Below are 18,022 nucleotides of genomic sequence, written 5' to 3'. Positions count from 1 at the left end.
GCGTCGGCTCCTTCTCCATCCCGCCCGGCAGGGGCGGCACGGTGCCAACGCCGCCAGACGGCCGGGGTTCCCCGGCCGTGGTCGTCAGCCCGTCCGGCCGCGCGGCGGGAAGTGCCCGGCGGTGGAGCGCACCGGGCTGCGCGCCGTGGCCGGGTCGTCGCCGTCGGCCTCGTCACGGGGCAGCGGCCGGTTGCGCGCCTTGTCGGCCTCGGCCTCGGCGATCTCGCCCTCCAGGGCACGGATGCGCTGGCGCAGGGGGGCCACGACGGCGCCCTGCGGGTTGCGGGCGGCGATCTGCTCGAGATCCTGGCGCAACCTGACCAGCTGCCCCTTCATCTCGGCCAGGCTGGTGCGCCGCTTGCCGACCCGGAACGCCCGATCCTCGAATTTGCTCACGTCGATCCTCCCGTTCGCTGCTCTTGGGCCCGTGGTGCCGGCCGCCACGCGGGCGGGCCTGCGCCGTCGCACGGAGGCGTAAGGGATAGACATGGGGAGTGCGGACACATTTCGGTAGCCTGCGGTGCCGCGTTGGTGGGCTCGCGGTGCCGACGCCGTGGGCAATCAGACCTCCAGGATGGTCTCCACCTCGGCCATGTCGGACAGCCGGCGGGCCAGCCGTTCGGTGCAGCGCACCTCCACGATGCCGAAGGCGGCGGCGGGATGGACGGCGTGGAGGTCGCCCACCATGCCGTTCTCCGACACGAAGCGTTTGAGCTGGGCGACGATGGCGTCGCGTTCGGATCGGCCGGGCCGCACAGGGGGCCGGCTGAAGTGGATCTTGTAGTGCTTGAACATGGTCGCTCCGGGCGGCGGGGCAGGGGCCCGTCCCTGTGGCACAGGGGACGGGGGACGATCAAGGCCGGCGGCGTGTGACCGGCGCCGCGTGCCCGGTGGCGGCCGCATCGACCGCCGCCGCCCGCCTGCCCCCCGAAGGTGGGGCCGCCCCGCGAACGGGTCGGCCCGGGCGGGGCTCACGCGAGGCTGACGGCCACGGCTTCCGGACCCTTCTCGCCCTGCCGCACGGTGAGGTGGACGCGCTGGTTCTCGTCCAGCGCCCGCAGACCGGCGCGCTCCAGGGCGCGGGCGTGAATGAAGACGTCACGGCCGCCGTCGTCCGGGGTGGCGAAGCCGTAGCCCTTGCCGGCGTTGTACCAGCGCACGGTCCCGTCGACGTCCGTCGTCGGACCCGGAGGTCCCGCCTCGCGCGGGTGGGGCGCCGGCCGCTCGCCCCGCGGGGGGCGCGGCGGGCGCTCGCGGTGGTCCGGCCGCCGCTCAGGGCGTTCCGGCCGCGGCGGCGTGGCGGCCGGGCGCGCGGTCGACAGATCGACGGAATGGATGGTGGCGACCTGGGTGCCCTTGCGCCCCTCGGCCAGGTCGACCACGACGGTGGCGCCGTCGGGCAGCCGGTCATGGCCGGAGGCGCGCACCGCCGCCGCCGGCAGCAGGGCGTCGGCCGCGCCGTCGCCGGTGTGGACGAAGCCGAAGCCGCGCGCCGGATCGAACCACTTCACGGTGGCCTGGACGGCGGTGGCCACCACCGTTTGCTGGCGGTAGATGTGGCGTGGCGGTGTCTGGCGCGGCGGTGTCTGCGGGGGCATGGTGGTGCGGCGTGTCCGGCTGGATCAACCTCTGCGTCACTTCAAGAGATCGCCCTTGCCGGGCTCCGCGGCAATGCCGCACCGCGGAAAAAATTCGGGCGGACAGACGCCGCCGAAGTGCCCCCCCAAATGGTCCGCCGAAACGGCGCCGGCGGGGACACCGGCCGGGTCCAGCGGCGGGGCTGGCCTCAGGGCCGTGGCCCCCGCCGCGCCAGACGCTCCGGCACCGGCGGCGGCTCGGTCGGGGGCACGGGGATGGGCGGCGGCGGGTCGTCCAACGGCGGCCGCGACGGATCGCCCGGCACCTCGGGCGGGACCCTCGGCGGCGGCGGGGCCGGCGGCTCCACCGGCGGGATCGGAGGATAGGGGTCGGTCATGGTCACTCCGGCCGCGCCGGCTCGCCGGTCTCCGCCCCGCCCTCGGCCAGCTGCTGCGCCTTGGCGAGGCTGTCCAGGCATTGGCGTTCGTCACCGTCGTCGGCGGCGGCCAGGGCGCCGGTCACCAGCGCGTCCATCTGCGCGCGCAACGCGGCGCGGCCGAAGGCGTCGCTGGACGGCGGTGCCGCGGCAATCCCCGGGTCGGGTCGGATGGCCGGCGCCGTGGGCATGTCGTTCAGGTGATCGGCCGGCGGTTCGATGACCGCCGGCGCGCCGACGTCGGGCGGGGCGATGACCCCGCCGGACTCCGCCAGCTCCTCGGGGGTGACGCCACTGCCCCCGCCGCCGTTCTCCAGGGCCCCGGCGTTGGGGGCGTCCCCTTCGGGCAGGCCGCTGCCGCCCGCCGTCCCCGGCGGCAGGCCCGCCACGGAGGAGGGCGGCGCCTGGGGCGGGGGTTCCGCGGACAGCCCGTTGGCCGCGGCGAAGGCCTCCACCATCGCCGTGCAGGTCTGGGCCGCCACGCTGGTCGGCAGGGCGGCGACCGACACCGCCGCGACTCCGGCCAGCAGCGTCAGCGTCACACCGATTCCCGAATGGCGCGTCATCGTCCGGTCCTCCCCGTGATCTCCATGATGCCCTTAACGCCGGCGTTGCCGCGGCGGTTCCCGGGAACCCGGCCGAGGCGGCCGGCGTTGCCCCCGGGGCTGGTCGGGGCGGCGGCCGGCCCGGGCGGGGGGAGAGCATGGAGAGCGGCCTCGATCACCTCGTTCTCATCCCCGCGGCGCTGGGGCCGACGGCCTGGGCCGCCGTGGCCGCGCTGCTGCTGGCGGTGGCGGCGTGGCGCGCCGGGGACGCCGGCGCACCGCCGCCCCCGGAGACCAGCGTGCGGCAGGACCTGTGGCTGGCCCGCCACCGCGTCGGCCGCGCCCGGGCGCTGCTCGACGGTGCGGGGCCGGAGGGCCGCGGCGGGGGCGCGATCGTCACCGTGGAGCATCAGTTGACGGAGGCGCTGCGGCGCATCCGGGGGGCGCGCGCCAAGCCCGGCTGGGACGACCTGCCGGCGGCGCTGACCGCCGCCCTCGACCGTGCGCTTCCCGACGTGGAGCAGGCGGTCGCGATCCTGCGCCATCACCACGGCGACGGCGACACGCGCCGCCGTCTCGGCACCGCCCTGGAGACGCTGCACGACGCGCTGGACCGCATGACGCCCGGCGGGTGATGCCCGGCGGCGGGGTTTCGATAACGCCGACGGCGCGGTCCGCGCGTCTCCCCGCCGTGGCCCGTTCGGGCCGGGGATGGGCCGCGCGCGACCGCCGGGCCAGCCAGCGCGACGGCCGCCCCGGCGCGACGGCCATCCCAGCGTGACGGACGTCAATGACCGGAACCCTTCGCCCGATCGCCGCCACCGCGTCCCGCGGACGCCGAGGCGTTCCACGCCACGCGCACCACGTCCGCTGCGCCGGGGCGGCGCGGCGCGGCACCCCGGTCCACACCGTGGCCCAGACCATCGAGACGGACGGCGGTCGCCGCTACGCCCTCCGCGCGGTCTGACGGCCGGGGCTCCGCGTCAGGCGGCGCCCTCCATGGCCTGCTCGCGCCACAGGTCCCAGGCGCGGTCGATCTGGCCGCTGTTGGTGGCGGTGGTGGCCGCCCCCTCCTCCGGCGTCAGGTAGGTGACCGGGCCGAGGCGCAGCGCCTCGAGCTGGAGCCGGGCGTTGACCTCGGTGTAGACGGCGCGGAACACCGCCTCGCGCAGGTTGCGGCCGACCACGGTCGAGCCATGGCCGCGCATCAGCACCGCCGGCTGCTCGCCCAGAACGGCGGCCAGGGCGACGCCCAGGGCGTTGTCCCGGATCAGCAGGTCGCTGGCCGGGCCGGCCACGTCGCGGATCTCGAACACCGGCACCGGCGAGGCCAGGAACCCGCCCATGTGGCACATCGCCTGGAGCGGCACGCTCTTGACCACGCTGAACGGCACCACCGCCGGGGAATGGCTGTGCACCACCGCCACCACGTCGGGGCGGGCGCGGTAGATCTCGCCGTGGATGAAGCGCTCCAGGTAGACCCGGCGGCCCTGCGGGTCGAACGGCCGGCCGTCCAGGTCGAACTCCAGGATGTCGTCCGCCGTGACCCGGCCGGGGGCCATGTTGCGGGCCAGCAGGAAGCGGTCCGGGGCGCGGTCGTGGCGCACGCTGACATGGCCGAAGGCGTCCACCACGCCGCGGTGATAGAGGATGCGGTTGGCCGCCGCCAGATCCTCGACCAGCTGCGGCGACGCCGCGACGGGTGTGCCGGCGGCCACCTCCGCGGCGGGGCCGCCGGCGCCCTCGTGGTCGGCGCCGCCGGCCCCCTGGTGGTCGGTGCCGCAGGTTTGGCATGCCATGGGTGCCCTCCGTCCCTTCGTTGGTTCGAGTCGCAGATTACTCGGTGGCGAGCATTCCACCACGCGGGGACGCCGTCAAGCGCCGCGCAGAGGGTGGCGGCGCATTGCCGGTCTTCGCCGAATCCCGTTGCCGTCGGGCGGGGCGTGGGGGACCGTGCGGCGGTTTGGTGGAGAGGGGCGCGATGGACGCGGCGATCGGGGCGGGGCTTGGGCTGGAGCTTGGGGTGGCGTTCGTGGCCTGCCTCCTCGGCGGTGTGGTCAAGGGAACCCTCGGCCTCGGCCTGCCGATGGTGGCCATCCCCATCCTCTCCTTCGTCATGCCGGTGCCGCAGGCGATCGCCCTGCTGCTGTTCCCCGTGCTCGCCAGCAATCTGGTCCAGATGGCCCAGGGCGGCCCTCCCGGCGCCGCGGTGCGCCGCTTCTGGCCGTTGCTGGTGGCGCTGGTGGCCGGGCTGATGGTGGGGGTGCGCTTTCTGGTCGCGCTCGACGACGCCGTGCTGGCGGTGGTCCTCGGCGTGACCATCCTGGCCCTGACCGCGTTCAGCGCCAGCCGTGTCGAGCCGCGGCTCGACGCGTCCGCCGAACGGTGGGCCGGTCCGGCGGTCGGGTTCGCCGCCGGCGTCCTCGGCGGGTTCACGTCCTTCTACGGGCCGCCCCTGATCGTCTACCTCAACGCGCTGCGGCTGCCCAAGGACGTGTTCGTGCGCTCCATCGCCACCGTCTATTTCGTCGGCTCCCTGCCGCTCACCGTGGCGCTGATCGCCAACGGGGTGATGGGCCGCCGCGAGGCCTGGCTGTCGGCGATGGCGCTGCTGCCCGTGCTCGCCGGCATGCGCCTGGGCCGGGCCGCGCGCGACCGAATCCCGCAGGAGTCCTTCCGCACCGCCGTGCTTGTCGCGCTGGCGGCGGTTTCCGCGAGCCTGATCTGGCGCGGCCTGTCCGGGTGATCTAGGGTGTCGCCGCGCCGCGGCGCGGGGGGCGACGCGGCGGAGCGCAGGGGGACGCGACGATGGGGGCGAGGGCGGGCACGCGGACACCGGCGACGGCCGACGCCGCGACCATCGACGACGAGAGCCTCGGCTACCTCGTGCGCGACACCCACAAGCACTTCGCGCGCCTTCTGCAGACCCGGCTGGAGAGCGAAGGCATCGGGCTCGGCCAGTGGTACTTCCTGCGCGTCCTGTGGGAGGGCGACGGGCTGACCCAGGCCGAACTCGGCAACCGCGCCGGCACCATGTCGCCGACCACGGTGTCGGTGCTCAACGGGTTGGAGGCCCAGGGCCTGGTCGAGCGCCGCCGCCACCCCACCGACCGGCGCAAGTTCAATGTCTTCCTCACCAAGCGCGGCCGCCAGCTCAAGCGCGTCCTGCTGCCGCGGGCCATGGCGGTGAACGCGGTCGCCGTGGAATCGGTCGGGGCGGAGGAGCTGGCCCGGGCGTTCGACGTTCTGAGGCGGGTGCGGGCCAACCTGATCGGGGCCTTGACGGCCGACGCGGCGTCCACCGAGACCGATCCGTCCGCCGCCACGGATTGATCCAGGTCAAGGGGGCCGCCCCCTCCTTGCCCTATCGTCTGATCACTCGCTACCAAGCGAATAAGACGAGGGAGGGGATCATGATCACGGACACCCAGGGAACCCCGGAACCGCTGCTCCGGCTGTTCCGCGCGCTCGGCATCGACCGGCGCGCCGCGCGGGCCGCCGGGCTGGGGCCGCAGATGGCGACCATGGCGACGGCATGCGCCGGCTGCACCCACGGTCGGCGCTGCCGCCAGGCGCTGGACGCCACCGGCGGTCCCGGCGTGCCGGCGTTCTGCCCCAACGCCGGGCGGCTCGCCCTGGCGGACGGCTACCTGCACCGCTGGTGCATCGCCGAGTAGCGGCGCCGGCGGCCTGCCAGTCGGCGGCCTGTCGGTCGGCGGCCTGTCGGTCGGCGGTCCGTCAGTCGGCGGCGTCGGTGGCGGCCTTGCGGCGGGGGGAGCGCTTGGGCGCCGCCTCGCCGACCCGCCGCCGCGACACCTCGCGGGTCGAGGGGATGCGGCGGCTCTGGGTCGTTCCCTCCGCCTCGTCGCGGGCCAGGCTTTCCACCATGGCCAGCAGGGTGCGGCGGGTCACCGCCATATCCTCGGGCGGGACGCCGCGCAGGGCCGTCGCGTTGACCTCTTCGGCGAGCGGGACCAGGACGTCCTTGAGCGAGCGGCCGAGCGGCGTCAGGTGGACGTAGACTTTCCGGCGATGATCGGGCTGCTGGCCACGGGTGACATAGCCCAGCGCCTCCATCGCCTTCAGCGCGGCGTAGGTGGTCGGTTCCATCAGCCCGGCCTGCAGGCTGAGCTCGCGCTGGGTCAGGCCGTCGCGGTCCCACAGGATGCGCAGGAACGTCCAGTGCCCGAAGGACACGTCGTGCTCGGCCAGGCGCATCTGCAGCGACCGGGTGAGGCCGCGCGCCACATCCTTCACGAGATGGGCGAGGCGGTCGCCCGGCACGTCCTCGCGCCAGTGGCGCAGCGCCGTCTGCATGGTGCCGGGTGGCGTCCTCAGCCGCCCGGTTCCGTCGTCGCTCATCGCGGTTCTCGCCGTTGATGCGCCGTCGGGGGGCATCATAGCGCAACGCTCCGGCGGCTGGGCGGTCCGGCGTGGTGGGCCACCTGGTGGTGCAGCGGGACCGCCGCCCCGTCGCGGGCCGAGCGCAGCATGGCCAGGCAGACCTCGGTGGTGGCCAGGCCCCACGCGCCGTCGTGCAGCGGCGGCCGGCCGTGCAGGGCCGCGTCGACCAGCTCGTCGACGACCTCGGCGCGGGGCACCACGGGCGGCGGCACCGACACCATCGTTCGCGTGCGGTCGCCGTACACCATGACCCCGTCGGGGGTGGGCCGCAGGTCGGCGTTCTCGCAGGACACCACCACCAGCCCGAAATGGTTGTGGTGGCGCGGCGGCGCCGCCACCGGCCGGCCGGCCGGCCCGCGGCCGTAGGCGCGCGTCTCCTTCAGCGCCGCCTCCTCCTGCGCCGAGCGGACCTCGGCGAGGGCGGCCCGGGCGGAGCCGTAGGCGGCGGCATCGCGCTCCTGCCCCAGCTCGCCGACCCAGCCGCAGAACTCGTCGCTGTCGAAGCGGCCGTAGCCGCTGTAGGTCAGGCTGGCGAAGGCGCCGTCGGCGAATCGCAGATGGGCGTTGTAGGCCCCCTCGGTCGGGCGCGCCGGGTCCCACGACCCGGTCGAGGCCAGCACCTCGCGGCACAGGCCGCCGCCGAGCAGCCGCACCACGTCGACCTGATGGGCGGCCTGGCTGAAGACGACGCCGCCGCCCTGGGCGGTGTCCAGCTCCTCCGGCCGGCGCGGGCGGTAGAGGAAATCGGTGTAGTTCAACGCGGTGATCATGCGCACCCGGCCGAAGGCGCCGCCGTCGATCAGGGCGCGGGTCTTCAGCACCGGTGCGTCGAAGCTGTGGCTGTGGCCGACCAGCAGGTGGACGCCGCCGGCGGCGGCGGCGTCGACCATCGCCCGGCAGTCCTCCAGGGTCAGCGCCATCGGCTTCTCGACCAGGACGTGCTTGCCCCGCGCCGCCGCGGCCGCGACATGGGCGACGTGGAACTGGTGCGGCGAGGCGACGTAGACCGCCTCCACCTCCGGGTCGGCGCACAGCGCCTCCACCGTCTCGTGGGCGCGGCCCCCGAAATCCTCGACGAATCGGCGGCGCGCCTCGGGCCGCGGGTCGGCCGCCGCCGTCAGGGTCAGGCGGGGGTGGTTGGCCAGGGTCGGCAGCATCAGCATGAAGCCCCGCCCCAGGCCGGCCACCCCCAGTTTCAACGCGCGCTCGGTCATGGCGTCGCCTCCGCTAGAGGTCGAGGACGAGGCGGTCGCCCCGGGCGCGCGACACGCAGGGCATGATGGTGTCGGCCCGCTCATGGTCGGCCAGGACCAGGTCGCGGTGGTCGGCCTCTCCCTCCAGCAGGGTGCAGCGGCAGGTCCCGCAGGTGCCGCTCTCGCAGCTGCTCGGCACACGGTGCCCGTGGGCATGGAGCGCCTCCAGCAGGGTTTCCTCGGCGCTCACCGCGATGTCGGTGCCGCTGCGCGCGAGGTGGACGGTGAAGGGCTGGTCCGAGGCCGCGTGGGCCGCGTCGGCGCTGCCGAAATCCTCGAAATGGACGGCCGCCGCGGACCAGTGCCCGGTCATGTCGCGCACCGCCTCCATCAGCCGGCGCGGCCCGCAGCAATAGACGTGGGCGCCCTTGGGCTCCTCCAGCACCGGCCACAGGTCGAAGGCGCGCTCCGGGTCGCCGTGGTCGTGGTGGAGCACCACCTTGCCGCGGAACTCCGGCTGTTCCAGCACCTCGCGGAAGGGCGTCGTCTCCGGGCTGCGCGTGAGGTGGTAGAGCTTGAACGGCTTGCCGCCGCTTTCCATCAGGTGGCGGGCCATCGACAGGATGGGGGTGATGCCGATGCCGCCGGCGATGAACACGTAGCGTGCCGGGTTGCCCTCCAGCGGGAAGTCGTTGCGCGGCACCGACACCAGCAGCTCGTCCCCTTCGCGCGCCTCGTCGACCAGGCTCCTGGAGCCGCCGCGGCCGGACTCCTCGCGCTTCACCGCGATCTCGTAGCGGTCGAGCTGCGAGGGCGCGTTGCTCAGCGAATAGCGCCGCACCGCGCCGTTGGGCACGCGCACCAGCACGTGGGCGCCCGGCGTGAACTCCGGCAGGTCGGCCCCGTCGGGCCGCGCCAACTCGAACAGGCGGATGCCCTCGGCGGTCCAGCGGGCGCTGCGGACCGTCAGCGGCATGGCCGTCGTTCCCTCGAGTTCCGCCACCATGTCCTTCCTCCGTCGCTTCTCGAACCGTGCCGGGGGCGCGCCGCGGCCCCCTCCGGCCGATGAAATTAGAGATCTAAGACACCGACGGCAAGCCCTCCTGATCGCTCGGCGCTTAATTGTCCGCTACGCTGAGATTCCCATTGAAACCCAGTGGGCCGGTCATGTATTAGCTCTCTAAGTTCGACGGCTGGCACCTCGGCAAACGGGGGCGGGACCGGCCGGCCGAGGACGTGCATGAGACGGAGATGACCCGATGCTGAGCGCTGAAGAGAACGACCTGCTGTGCCGCGTCGAGGGCGCTGCCCCGATGGGACGGATGATGCGCCGCCACTGGGTGCCGGCGCTGCTGTCGGAGCAACTGGTCGAGCCGGACGGCAAGCCCGTGCGCCTGCGCCTGTTCGGCGAGGATCTCGTCGCCTTCCGCGACAGCGACGGCCGCATCGGCGTGCTGGGCGAGCGCTGCCCCCACCGCAAGGCGTCGCTGGTCTATGGCCGCAACGAGGAATCCGGCCTGCGCTGCCTGTATCACGGCTGGAAGTTCGACGTGGACGGCAACTGCACCGAAATGCCGTCGGAGCCGCCGGAGAGCGGCTTCTGCGCCAAGGTGAAGCACACCGCCTACCCCACCCGCGAGGCCGGCGGCTTCGTCTGGGTCTACATGGGGGAGGCCGAGGCGATGCCCGAGTTCGAGCCGCCGCCGTGGGCGCCGACGCCCGAGGCCAAGGTCAGCATCGCGCGCATCGACCTGCCGTGCAACTGGGCGCAGATCATGGAAGGGCAGATCGACAGCGCCCACAGCTCCAGCCTGCACTCCTCCGACATGAAGCCGGCCCGCGTCGACACCGCCAAGGCGGCCGACACCCACTGGCTGCGCCCCTCGACCGACAAGATGCCGCGCATCCAGGTCCAGGTGACCAACTACGGCATGCGCTACGCGGCGATCCGCCGCCCCATCGTCAACGCCGGGACCCACGACTACGTGCGCGTGACCACCTACGTCGCGCCGTTCACCGCGCTGATCCCGCCCAACAGCTCCTACAACGTGGCCAGCGTGATCGTGCCCAAGGACGACCACAGCAGCTACTTCCACTTCATCGCCTGGCACCCCACGGACTGCATCGAGCAGGAGTCCTGGCGCAAGTTCTGCGCCGCCCAGGTCGGCGTCGACCTGGACGCGGACTACCGCCCGGTGCTGCGCCGGCGCGACAACGACTACGGCCAGGACCGGGCGGCGATGAAGCTGGGCGATTTCACGGGCATCCGCGGCATCCCCAACCAGGACATCGCCATGTGGGAGTCGATGGGCCCGATCGCCGACCGCACCAGCGAGCGGCTGGGGGCCAGCGACATCGCCGTGGTCCAGTTCCGCCGCCTGATGATCGACGCCGTGCACCGCTTCACCGCGGGCGACGAGCCCATCGGCCTCGGCCAGCCCCACGTCGCCCAGTCCAAGCTGTGCTCCTTCCAGGGCATCGTTCCCAAGAGCGACGGCTGGCGGATGCTCGGCGCCTCCGACGACGAGGCGACCCTGCTGGGCACGCTCGAGCGCGGGCCCGTCGCCGGCGCCGCGGAATAGGCCGGCTCGTGCCGTTGGCCGCCCGTGATCCCGGGTCCGCCCGAAAACCCGTTTCATTGCGCTGACACCACCACCGACCACCGGCCTGCCGATGGCATGGCCGGTCAACCCGAAAAGGGGGGGAGATGAAGACGAAGCTGATGAAGACACTGGGCGCCGCCGCGCTGACCGTGGCGATGCTCACCGGCGCCGCCGCCGCCCAGGAGATGCGGCTCACCATGGCCGGCGCCAGCCCGGGTGGCCTGTGGTCGCTGCTCGGCGTGGGCGTCGACCGTGCCGTCAAGGAGAGCTTTCCCGACAGCACGGTGACCTACCAGACCTCGGGCGGCGGCGTGGCCAACGTCGTTCTCCTGGAGCAGAAGCGCGCCGACATCGGCCTGATCCACAACGCCGAGCTGCGCCTGGCCCTGGAAGGCCTGCCGCCGTTCCGGCAGCGGACCACCGGCCTCGCCGCCATCGCCATGATGTACGACTGGGCGCCCATGCAGTTCGTGGTGGCCAAGGCCTTTGCCGAAAAGCACGGCCTGAAGTCGATCGAGGATCTCGCGACCAAGAAGCCGCCGATCCGCATCGCCTTCAACCGCCGGGGCAACATCTCGGAGTTGGTCGCGGAGAAGATGCTGGAAGCCAACGGCATCTCCATTGCCGACATCGAGTCCTGGGGCGGCGCCGTGGTGATGGCCGGCTCCGAGGAGCAGGCCGACCTGATGCGCGACGGTCGGGTCGACGCCCTGTTCAACAGCCTCTTCGTCGGCCAGCGCTCGCTGATCGAGGTCGGCCAGGCGGTCGATGTGATGATGCTGCCGGCCGGTGACGAAACCATCGCGAAGGTGGCGGAGTCCATGGGCGTCACCAGCTTCACCATCCCCGCCGGCGCCTACGCGTTCCAGACGGAGCCGGTGAAGACCGCCTCGCTGGGCGCCCTGCTGGTGGCCAACGAGTCGATGTCCGAGGAGACCGCCTACAACCTGGCCAAGGCGCTGGTGGAGAACGTCGGGCAGATCGCCACGGTGCACCCCGCCATGAAGGCGCTGACGCCGGAGTTCATGACCAAGCAGCAGGTGCTGCCGTACCATCCCGGAGCGAAGAAGCTCTACGCGGAGAAGGGCCTGATGTGATCGACCGGCCGCGCGCCCGTTGCGGCGCGCGGCCGGCCCTCCGCACCACCAGGCAACCGTCGAGGTCAGCGCAATGTCGGTCGTCAACATCCTCTTCGGAACGGGCAAGATCCGGCGCCCCGAAGGGTGGCTGGGAGCCGCGGTGAAGCTCTATGCCGCGGCCATCTCGGTCGGAGTTATCTACAACACGATCTTCACGATCACGGACATGATGGGGTTCCTCATCGTGTTCCTGTCGGCCATGCTGGTGCTCGTGTTCCTGACGGTGGCACCGACCACCGAGGACACGAGCGGTCGGCCGTGGCTGATCGACTGGGGTCTGGCGGCGCTCGCCGCCGCCGCCGGGGTCTATTTCTGGACGAACCTGGACATCATCGTCCAGCGCATCGCCCTGTTCGATCCCCTCACCCCCGCCGACATGTTCTTCGGCAGCGCCATCCTGCTGATGACGCTGGAGGCGACCCGCCGGGCGACCGGCCTGGGGCTGCTGCTGATCGTCGTCGTCTTTCTCGCCTACAACCTTTTCGGCCACCACCTGTCGGGCGAGCTGGCGCACGGGTACATCCCGCCGGATCACCTGATCGACGTCACCGTCTTCACCACCGACGGCGTGTTCGGCGTCCCGCTGCGGGTCGCGGCCACCTACGCCTTCCTCTTCGTCCTGTTCGGCACCGCCCTGGCGCGGGCCGGCGGCGGCGACTTCTTCTACCGCGTCGGTGCCCTGCTGACCGGCCGCACCACCGGCGGCACGGCCAAGATCGCCATCGTGTCCTCCGGCGCCTATGGCATGGTGTCCGGCAGCCCGACCTCCGACGTGGTGACCACCGGGTCGGTCACCATCCCCGCCATGGAGCGCGCCGGCTACAGCGCCCGCCAGGCCGGCGCCATCGAGGTGGCGGCCTGCACCGGCGGGTCGCTGATGCCGCCGGTGATGGGGTCGGTCGCCTTCATCATGGCCGAGTACACCGGCATCGCCTATTACGAGATCGCGGTGGCGGCCATCGTCCCGGCCGTCCTCTACTATCTCGGCGTGTTCGTCCAGGTCCACTTCATGTCCAAGCGCCTGGGCATGCGCGGCCTCGACCGTTCGGAGATCCCCAGCGTGCGCGCGGCGCTGCGGGGCGGCGACCTGTTCCTCGTCCCGCTCACCGCCATCGTCATCGGCCTGTCGCTGGGCTATTCGGCGTCGCTGGTCGCCTTCATCGGCACGCTGGCGGTGCTGGCCGTGTCGATGCTCCACAAGGGCAGCCGGCTCGGGCCGGTGGAGATCTTCGACGTGCTGTCCGAGACCACGTTGAAGACGGTCGGTGTGGTCGCCGCCTGCGCGGCCGCCGGGCTGGTGATCGGCGGCCTCAGCATGACCGGACTGGCGGCCAAGTTCTCGTCGCTGATCACGGTGATCGGCGGCGGCACGATGATCGGCTCGCTGATGGTCGCGGCGGCGGTGACGGTGCTGCTGGGCATGGGCATGCCGACCCCCAGCGTCTACATCCTCGCCACCATCCTGGTGGGACCGGCGATCCAGGACTTCGGGCTGTCGGTGATGGCCGCCAACATGTTCCTGCTCTACTTCGCCGTGCTGTCGGCCACCACGCCGCCGGTGGCGGTGGCGGCCTACGCCGCGGCGGCCATCGCGCGGGCCAACCCGGTGATGATCGCGGCAACGGCGACCCGCCTGTCGGTGGCGGCCATCCTGGTTCCCTTCGCCTTCGCCTACAGCCCGGAGCTGCTGCTCATCGGGTCGCCGCTGGGGATCGGCATCGCCATCGTCACCGCCATCCTCGGCGTCGCCGGAGTCGGCGTCGCGGTGGAGGGCTATCTCAACCGGCCGCTGCCGGCGTGGTCGCGCCTGCTCGCCGGGGTTGGCGGGATCTGCCTCGTCATCCCCTCCCTGTGGCTGGCCGTGCTCGGCCTGGCGCTGACCGCCGCCGGGCTGAGCGCCGGGCTCGCCCGGCGCGGCGATCCGGCGGCCCGGCCGGACGCCCCGCGCCCCGCCGCCGACGGCGCCGCCGGGAACGAAACGCTTCCCCTGCACCGCAACGCCCTGGCCGGGAAGTAGGCCGGCGGCCGCGGTCTCCCGCGCCCCGCCAGCCGACACCCCCCTCTCCCGGCCCGGCCGGGGGAGGGCCGGGGCTGCACCGCCCATCCTGACCAAGACACGGGACCCGTCATGACCGAACTCTCGTTTGGCTGCTGGAACTACGACCGCATGCGCGCCCTGGCCGACGGCTCGGTCCGTCCCGACGGCATCGACCTGACCTATCTCGAGATGCCGGTGGAGGAGACCTTCTTCCGCATGCTCCGCCACCGGGAGTTCGACGTCTCGGAGATGTCGCTGTCGTCCTACTCGGTGTCGCTGTGCTCGCCGGAGCGGCCGTTCGTGGCGATCCCGGTGTTCCCGTCGCGCTTCTTCCGCCACTCCTGCATCTACGTGAACGCCGACGCCGGCATCGACGGCCCGCAGGACCTGGTGGGCAAGCGGGTCGGCGTGCCGGAGTACCAGATGACGGCACCGGTGTGGATCCGCGGCATCCTCTCCGACCACTACGGCGTCCCGGTGGACAGCGTCACCTACCTCACCGGCGGCGAGGAGGAGCCGGGCCGCTCCGAGAAGCTCAAGCTGGACCTGCCGCCCAACATCCGCGTCCAGCCCATCGGCCCCGAGCAGACCCTGTCGCGCATGCTGCTGGAGGGCGAGATCGACGCCCTCTACACCGCCCGCATGCCCTCCACCTTCCTCACCGGCGGCGGCCGGGTGAAACGGCTGTTCGCGGACTACCAGGAGGTGGAGCGCGCCTATTTCCGCGACACCGGCATCTTCCCGATCATGCACACGGTGGTGATCCGCCGCGAGGTCTACGAGAGCAAGCGGTGGATCGCCCAGTCCCTCTTCAAGGCGTTCCAGGAGGCGCAGCGCCGCACCTACCGCGACCTTTACGAGACCGCGGCGCTCACGGTGATGCTGCCGTGGCTGACCGCCCATGTGGAGGAGGCGCGGGCCCTGATGGGCGACGACTACTGGGCCTACGGCTTCGCCCGCAACGAGGCGACCCTGGCCACCTTCCTGCGCTATCACCACGAGCAGGGCCTGTCCAAGCGCCTGCTGGAGCCGCGCGAGCTGTTCGCGCCGGAGACGCTGGAGTCGTTCAAGATCTAGCCGCGCTGGCGCCGGGGCCGGGCGGTGGGGTAGGGTCGCCGCCCCTCCCGCAGCCGGCGCGCCTTCCCCATGCTTCTCGACCCTGTGACGCTCGCCAGCCTCGGCGGGCTCGGCGCCGCCCTGTGCTGGGCCGTCGGCGGCTTGATCGCCGTCGAACCGGTGCGGGCCATCGGCTCCATCGCCTTCAACCGCATCCGTCTCGCCGTGGTGTCGGTGCTGCTGGCCGCCGCCGCCACCCTGACGGGGGCGTGGGACGGGATGGCGGCGGCCAGCGTCCTTCCACTCGCCCTCTCCGCCGTCGTCGGCATCGTGCTGGGCGACGTCGCGCTGTTCTGGGCGCTGGGGCGCCTGGGCCCGCGGCGCAACGCGGTGGTCTACGCCACCAACGCGCCGATGACGGCGCTGCTGGGCTGGGCGTTCCTGGACGAGGGCTTCGCGGCCACCACCCTGGCCGGCATCGCCCTGGTGACCGCCGGCGTCATGCTGGCCGTGTTCTTCCGCTCCCGCACGCCGGAAACCCACCGCCTGGAGGCGGTGGGCGGTTCCCTCCTGGCCGGTTTCGCCGTGTGCCTGGTGGCCGCCCTGTGCCAGGCCGCCGGGTCGGTGATCGCCAAGCCGGCCATGGCCGCCGGCACCGACCCGCTGGCCGCGGCGGCCGTCCGCGTCGCCGCCGCGGCGGCGGTGCTGGTGGCCCACGGGCTGGTCTGGCCGGGGCAGCGCGCCGGCTGGGCGGCGGCGCTGCGCCCGCCGGTCCTGGTGCCGATCCTCCTCAACGGCTGCATCGGCATCGGCCTGGGCATGACGCTGCTGATGCTGGGGCTGGCCCACGGCAAGGCCGGGGTGGTCGCCACCCTGTCGGCCACCAGCCCGGTTCTGATCCTGCCGCTGCTGTGGCTGGCCACCCGCCGCCGTCCCGCCGCCGGGGCGTGGATCGGCGCGGCGCTGGCGGTGGCCGGGGTGGTGTTGATCGTGAACCGCTGACCCCCTTGAGCTACACTGCCGCGGCGAGGGTGAGCCGATGGGGGACCGGGTGAGCGAACGGTTCGACGTGGTGGTGGTCGGGGGCGGGGTGATGGGATGCGCGGTCCCCCATTACCTTTTGGCCGACCCGGCGTTCGACGGCACGGTGGCGGTGGTCGAGCGCGACCCCACCTACGCCACGGCGTCGTCGGCGCTGTCGGCCAGCTCCATCCGCCAGCAGTTCTCGACGCCCGCGAACATCGCCCTGTCCCGCTACGGGCTGGAGGTGCTGCGCGATGCGGCGCGGCTGCTCGCCGTGGATGGGGAGGCGGTCGACCTCGGCCTGGTCGAGCCCGGCTACCTTTACCTCGCCACCACCGAGGGAGCCGCGACCCTGCGCGCCAACCACGCGGTGCAGCGGGCTGCGGGCGTGGACGTGGCGCTGCTGGACCCGGACGCCCTGGCCCAGCGCTTTCCCTGGATCAGCGTCGATGGGCTGGCGCTGGGCTCGCTCGGCCTGTCGGGGGAGGGGTGGTTCGACGGTTATGCGCTGATGCAGGCGTTCCGCCGCAAGGCGCGGGCGCAGGGGGCGCGATTCATCACCGCCGAGGTGGTTGGGTTGGATCGGGCGGGGGCGCGGATCGACGCCGTGGTGCTGGGCGACGGGCGGCGGATCACCGCCGGCAGCGTCGTCAACGCCGCCGGGCCGCGGGCGCGCGCGGTGGCGGCCATGGCCGGGGTGCCGCTTCCGGTGTCGGCGCGCAAGCGCTGCGTCTTCGTGTTCGATTGCCGCACCGCCTTGCCCGGCTGCCCCCTGGTCATCGACCCCGGCGGGGTGTGGTTCCGCCCGGAGGGCGGGCGCTTCATCGCCGCGGCCCCGCCGCCGCCGGATCGCGATCCCGACACCCTGGACCTGACCGTCGAGCACGACCTGTTCGACACCCTGGTGTGGCCGGCGCTGGCGGCGCGGGTGCCGGCGTTCGAGGCGGTCAAGGTGACCGGCGCCTGGGCCGGCCACTACGAATACAACGACGTCGACCAGAACGCCGTGATCGGGCGCCATCCCGACGTGGAGAACCTCCTGTTCATCAACGGCTTCAGCGGCCACGGCCTGCAGCAGGCGCCGGGAGCCGGTCGGGGCCTGGCCGAGCTGATCGTCCACGGCGCCTACCGCAGCCTCGACCTGTCGCCCTTCGCCTACGAGCGCCTGGCCGAGGGACGGCCGTTGCTCGAACGCAACGTCATATAACGCGCAGGAATCGTTTCAAATTCGATACGATTACTTGCCGGCGGTGGATTCGGCGTCCGCGACCAGCGGCGCCTGCGCCTCGGCGCCACCCCACACCGCCTCCAGCCGGCTGTCGCGGCCGCAGGTGAAGCGGTAGAAGCGGTATTGCAGGGGGTGGGTCTGGTGGTAGTCCTGGTGGTAGGACTCCGCCGCGTAGAACGGCCCGGCCGGCTCCACGGTGGTGGCCACCGGGCGGTCGAATCGGTCGGCCACCGCGCGCAGGGACTCCTCGGCGAGGCGGCGCTGCTCGGCGGTGACGGGATAGATGGACGACCGGTACTGGTCGCCATGGTCGCAGAACTGGCCGCCGGCATCGAAGGGGTCGACGTTGCGCCAGTAGACCTCCAGCAGCTCGGCGTAGCGCACCCGGGCCGGGTCGTAACGCACCAGCACCGCCTCCCGGTGGCCGGTCCCGCCGGCCGACACCTGTTCGTAGGTGGGATCGGGCACCGCCCCGCCCGTGTAACCGGAGGTGGTCGACAGCACGCCGTCGAGTTTGTCGAAGGGCGGCTCCATGCACCAGAAGCAGCCGCCGGCGAAGACCGCCTCGGCCGGCGCGTCTCCGGCGCCCGGGGCGCCCGGGGCGCCGCCGGGGACGGGGCTGTCCATCGCGGCCAGCGCCGGGCCGGCCAGGAGCGCCAGGGCCAGGATCGGAACGATGCGCATGGAATCCTCCGTGTCGGGTGGTGTCGCGAGATCCACCAGAGGATGGGGTGTCCGTCGCTGGCGCGCCCGTCACGGCGCCGTCACGTCTGCGTGAC

At 73.0% G+C, this 18,022-nt stretch carries 20 protein-coding genes; 11 read left to right on the top strand and 9 right to left on the bottom strand.

The features are described from left to right. Window positions 1-84: 84 nt before the first annotated feature. The 4 genes from AC6H2I_RS00475 to AC6H2I_RS00460 form a co-directional block, all read right to left on the bottom strand. Window positions 85-396 carry a Gas vesicle protein V gene (locus tag AC6H2I_RS00475; protein ID WP_497498511.1) on the bottom strand — a complete coding sequence of 104 codons (312 nt, stop codon included), beginning with the start codon at window positions 394-396 and terminating at the stop codon, window positions 85-87. Window positions 397-561: 165 nt separating this feature from the next. After that, on the bottom strand, window positions 562-795 hold the full coding sequence (locus AC6H2I_RS00470) for a hypothetical protein (protein ID WP_497498510.1): 234 nt from the start codon (window positions 793-795) through the stop codon (window positions 562-564). Window positions 796-971: 176 nt separating this feature from the next. Further along, window positions 972-1,598, bottom strand: a complete 627-nt coding sequence (locus tag AC6H2I_RS00465) for a cold-shock protein (RefSeq protein WP_497498509.1) — start codon at window positions 1,596-1,598, stop codon at window positions 972-974. 379 nt (window positions 1,599-1,977) lie between these two features. Beyond that, window positions 1,978-2,580, bottom strand: a complete 603-nt coding sequence (locus AC6H2I_RS00460; protein WP_497498507.1) for a hypothetical protein — start codon at window positions 2,578-2,580, stop codon at window positions 1,978-1,980. A gap of 137 nt (window positions 2,581-2,717) precedes the next feature. Between AC6H2I_RS00460 and AC6H2I_RS00455 the strand changes: the two genes are divergently transcribed. Both AC6H2I_RS00455 and AC6H2I_RS00450 read left to right on the top strand, forming a co-directional pair. Next, the gene (locus AC6H2I_RS00455) at window positions 2,718-3,194 is read left to right on the top strand and encodes a hypothetical protein (protein ID WP_497498506.1); all 477 of its coding nucleotides are present in this window, start codon (window positions 2,718-2,720) and stop codon (window positions 3,192-3,194) included. Between the two features lie 155 nt (window positions 3,195-3,349). Further along, the gene (locus AC6H2I_RS00450; RefSeq protein ID WP_497498505.1) at window positions 3,350-3,526 is read left to right on the top strand and encodes a hypothetical protein; all 177 of its coding nucleotides are present in this window, start codon (window positions 3,350-3,352) and stop codon (window positions 3,524-3,526) included. A 16-nt stretch (window positions 3,527-3,542) separates the two neighbouring features. On the opposite strand, the gene AC6H2I_RS00445 is transcribed toward AC6H2I_RS00450, so the two are convergent. Continuing rightward, complete coding sequence (locus tag AC6H2I_RS00445; RefSeq protein WP_497498503.1) at window positions 3,543-4,358, bottom strand: class II aldolase/adducin family protein; 816 nt, start codon at window positions 4,356-4,358, stop codon at window positions 3,543-3,545. Window positions 4,359-4,540: 182 nt separating this feature from the next. Between AC6H2I_RS00445 and AC6H2I_RS00440 the strand changes: the two genes are divergently transcribed. The 3 genes from AC6H2I_RS00440 to AC6H2I_RS00430 all read left to right on the top strand — a co-directional run bounded on the left by AC6H2I_RS00440 (window position 4,541) and on the right by AC6H2I_RS00430 (window position 6,236). After that, window positions 4,541-5,305 (top strand): sulfite exporter TauE/SafE family protein, encoded by a 765-nt coding sequence (locus tag AC6H2I_RS00440; protein ID WP_497498502.1) that lies wholly within the window; start codon window positions 4,541-4,543, stop codon window positions 5,303-5,305. A 62-nt stretch (window positions 5,306-5,367) separates the two neighbouring features. Further along, the gene (locus AC6H2I_RS00435; RefSeq protein ID WP_497498501.1) at window positions 5,368-5,892 is read left to right on the top strand and encodes a MarR family winged helix-turn-helix transcriptional regulator; all 525 of its coding nucleotides are present in this window, start codon (window positions 5,368-5,370) and stop codon (window positions 5,890-5,892) included. A gap of 80 nt (window positions 5,893-5,972) precedes the next feature. Continuing rightward, window positions 5,973-6,236 (top strand): DUF6455 family protein, encoded by a 264-nt coding sequence (locus AC6H2I_RS00430; protein ID WP_497498500.1) that lies wholly within the window; start codon window positions 5,973-5,975, stop codon window positions 6,234-6,236. Between the two features lie 61 nt (window positions 6,237-6,297). Here AC6H2I_RS00430 and AC6H2I_RS00425 read toward each other — a convergent pair whose 3' ends face one another. Genes AC6H2I_RS00425 through AC6H2I_RS00415 form a run of 3 tightly spaced genes read right to left on the bottom strand, consistent with a single transcriptional unit; the run spans window position 6,298 to window position 9,162 of the window. Continuing rightward, on the bottom strand, window positions 6,298-6,921 hold the full coding sequence (locus AC6H2I_RS00425) for a MarR family winged helix-turn-helix transcriptional regulator (RefSeq protein ID WP_497498499.1): 624 nt from the start codon (window positions 6,919-6,921) through the stop codon (window positions 6,298-6,300). Window positions 6,922-6,956: 35 nt separating this feature from the next. Further along, window positions 6,957-8,177, bottom strand: coding sequence for a Gfo/Idh/MocA family protein (locus AC6H2I_RS00420; protein WP_497498498.1), 1,221 nt, complete (start codon window positions 8,175-8,177; stop codon window positions 6,957-6,959). A 13-nt stretch (window positions 8,178-8,190) separates the two neighbouring features. After that, window positions 8,191-9,162, bottom strand: a complete 972-nt coding sequence (locus AC6H2I_RS00415; protein ID WP_497498497.1) for a PDR/VanB family oxidoreductase — start codon at window positions 9,160-9,162, stop codon at window positions 8,191-8,193. Between the two features lie 253 nt (window positions 9,163-9,415). Between AC6H2I_RS00415 and AC6H2I_RS00410 the strand changes: the two genes are divergently transcribed. From AC6H2I_RS00410 to AC6H2I_RS00385, 6 genes are all read left to right on the top strand, one after another. Next, the gene (locus AC6H2I_RS00410; RefSeq protein WP_497498496.1) at window positions 9,416-10,738 is read left to right on the top strand and encodes a Rieske 2Fe-2S domain-containing protein; all 1,323 of its coding nucleotides are present in this window, start codon (window positions 9,416-9,418) and stop codon (window positions 10,736-10,738) included. 125 nt (window positions 10,739-10,863) lie between these two features. Next, window positions 10,864-11,856, top strand: a complete 993-nt coding sequence (locus AC6H2I_RS00405) for a TAXI family TRAP transporter solute-binding subunit (RefSeq protein ID WP_497498495.1) — start codon at window positions 10,864-10,866, stop codon at window positions 11,854-11,856. Window positions 11,857-11,929: 73 nt separating this feature from the next. Further along, window positions 11,930-13,915, top strand: coding sequence for a TRAP transporter permease (locus AC6H2I_RS00400; RefSeq protein ID WP_497498494.1), 1,986 nt, complete (start codon window positions 11,930-11,932; stop codon window positions 13,913-13,915). A 111-nt stretch (window positions 13,916-14,026) separates the two neighbouring features. Beyond that, window positions 14,027-15,013 (top strand): hypothetical protein, encoded by a 987-nt coding sequence (locus tag AC6H2I_RS00395; RefSeq protein ID WP_497498493.1) that lies wholly within the window; start codon window positions 14,027-14,029, stop codon window positions 15,011-15,013. Window positions 15,014-15,082: 69 nt separating this feature from the next. After that, on the top strand, window positions 15,083-15,994 hold the full coding sequence (locus tag AC6H2I_RS00390) for an EamA family transporter (protein WP_497498492.1): 912 nt from the start codon (window positions 15,083-15,085) through the stop codon (window positions 15,992-15,994). 49 nt (window positions 15,995-16,043) lie between these two features. Further along, entirely contained in the window at window positions 16,044-17,222 is a 1,179-nt protein-coding gene (locus tag AC6H2I_RS00385) for an NAD(P)/FAD-dependent oxidoreductase (protein ID WP_497498491.1), read from the top strand. Window positions 17,223-17,252: 30 nt separating this feature from the next. Here AC6H2I_RS00385 and msrA read toward each other — a convergent pair whose 3' ends face one another. Next, window positions 17,253-17,927, bottom strand: coding sequence for a peptide-methionine (S)-S-oxide reductase MsrA (gene msrA / locus AC6H2I_RS00380; protein WP_497498490.1), 675 nt, complete (start codon window positions 17,925-17,927; stop codon window positions 17,253-17,255). Window positions 17,928-18,022 lie beyond the last annotated feature (95 nt).

This window comes from Azospirillum sp. NS33 (genome assembly GCF_059703765.1).
Note: the sequence above shows the minus strand (reverse complement) of the source record. Positions and strands in the feature narration are given on the sequence as shown.

Coding starts and splice junctions, on each gene's coding strand:
- AC6H2I_RS00450 (WP_497498505.1), top strand. CDS start 3,350: ATGACCGGAACCCTTCGCCCGATCGCCGCCACCGCGTCCCGCGGACGC.
- AC6H2I_RS00390 (WP_497498492.1), top strand. CDS start 15,083: ATGCTTCTCGACCCTGTGACGCTCGCCAGCCTCGGCGGGCTCGGCGCC.
- AC6H2I_RS00440 (WP_497498502.1), top strand. CDS start 4,541: ATGGACGCGGCGATCGGGGCGGGGCTTGGGCTGGAGCTTGGGGTGGCG.
- AC6H2I_RS00410 (WP_497498496.1), top strand. CDS start 9,416: ATGCTGAGCGCTGAAGAGAACGACCTGCTGTGCCGCGTCGAGGGCGCT.
- AC6H2I_RS00470 (WP_497498510.1), bottom strand. CDS start 795: ATGTTCAAGCACTACAAGATCCACTTCAGCCGGCCCCCTGTGCGGCCC.
- AC6H2I_RS00425 (WP_497498499.1), bottom strand. CDS start 6,921: ATGAGCGACGACGGAACCGGGCGGCTGAGGACGCCACCCGGCACCATG.
- AC6H2I_RS00400 (WP_497498494.1), top strand. CDS start 11,930: ATGTCGGTCGTCAACATCCTCTTCGGAACGGGCAAGATCCGGCGCCCC.
- AC6H2I_RS00445 (WP_497498503.1), bottom strand. CDS start 4,358: ATGGCATGCCAAACCTGCGGCACCGACCACCAGGGGGCCGGCGGCGCC.
- AC6H2I_RS00415 (WP_497498497.1), bottom strand. CDS start 9,162: ATGGTGGCGGAACTCGAGGGAACGACGGCCATGCCGCTGACGGTCCGC.
- AC6H2I_RS00430 (WP_497498500.1), top strand. CDS start 5,973: ATGATCACGGACACCCAGGGAACCCCGGAACCGCTGCTCCGGCTGTTC.
- AC6H2I_RS00420 (WP_497498498.1), bottom strand. CDS start 8,177: ATGACCGAGCGCGCGTTGAAACTGGGGGTGGCCGGCCTGGGGCGGGGC.
- AC6H2I_RS00405 (WP_497498495.1), top strand. CDS start 10,864: ATGAAGACGAAGCTGATGAAGACACTGGGCGCCGCCGCGCTGACCGTG.
- msrA (WP_497498490.1), bottom strand. CDS start 17,927: ATGCGCATCGTTCCGATCCTGGCCCTGGCGCTCCTGGCCGGCCCGGCG.
- AC6H2I_RS00455 (WP_497498506.1), top strand. CDS start 2,718: ATGGAGAGCGGCCTCGATCACCTCGTTCTCATCCCCGCGGCGCTGGGG.
- AC6H2I_RS00435 (WP_497498501.1), top strand. CDS start 5,368: ATGGGGGCGAGGGCGGGCACGCGGACACCGGCGACGGCCGACGCCGCG.
- AC6H2I_RS00465 (WP_497498509.1), bottom strand. CDS start 1,598: ATGCCCCCGCAGACACCGCCGCGCCAGACACCGCCACGCCACATCTAC.
- AC6H2I_RS00460 (WP_497498507.1), bottom strand. CDS start 2,580: ATGACGCGCCATTCGGGAATCGGTGTGACGCTGACGCTGCTGGCCGGA.
- AC6H2I_RS00395 (WP_497498493.1), top strand. CDS start 14,027: ATGACCGAACTCTCGTTTGGCTGCTGGAACTACGACCGCATGCGCGCC.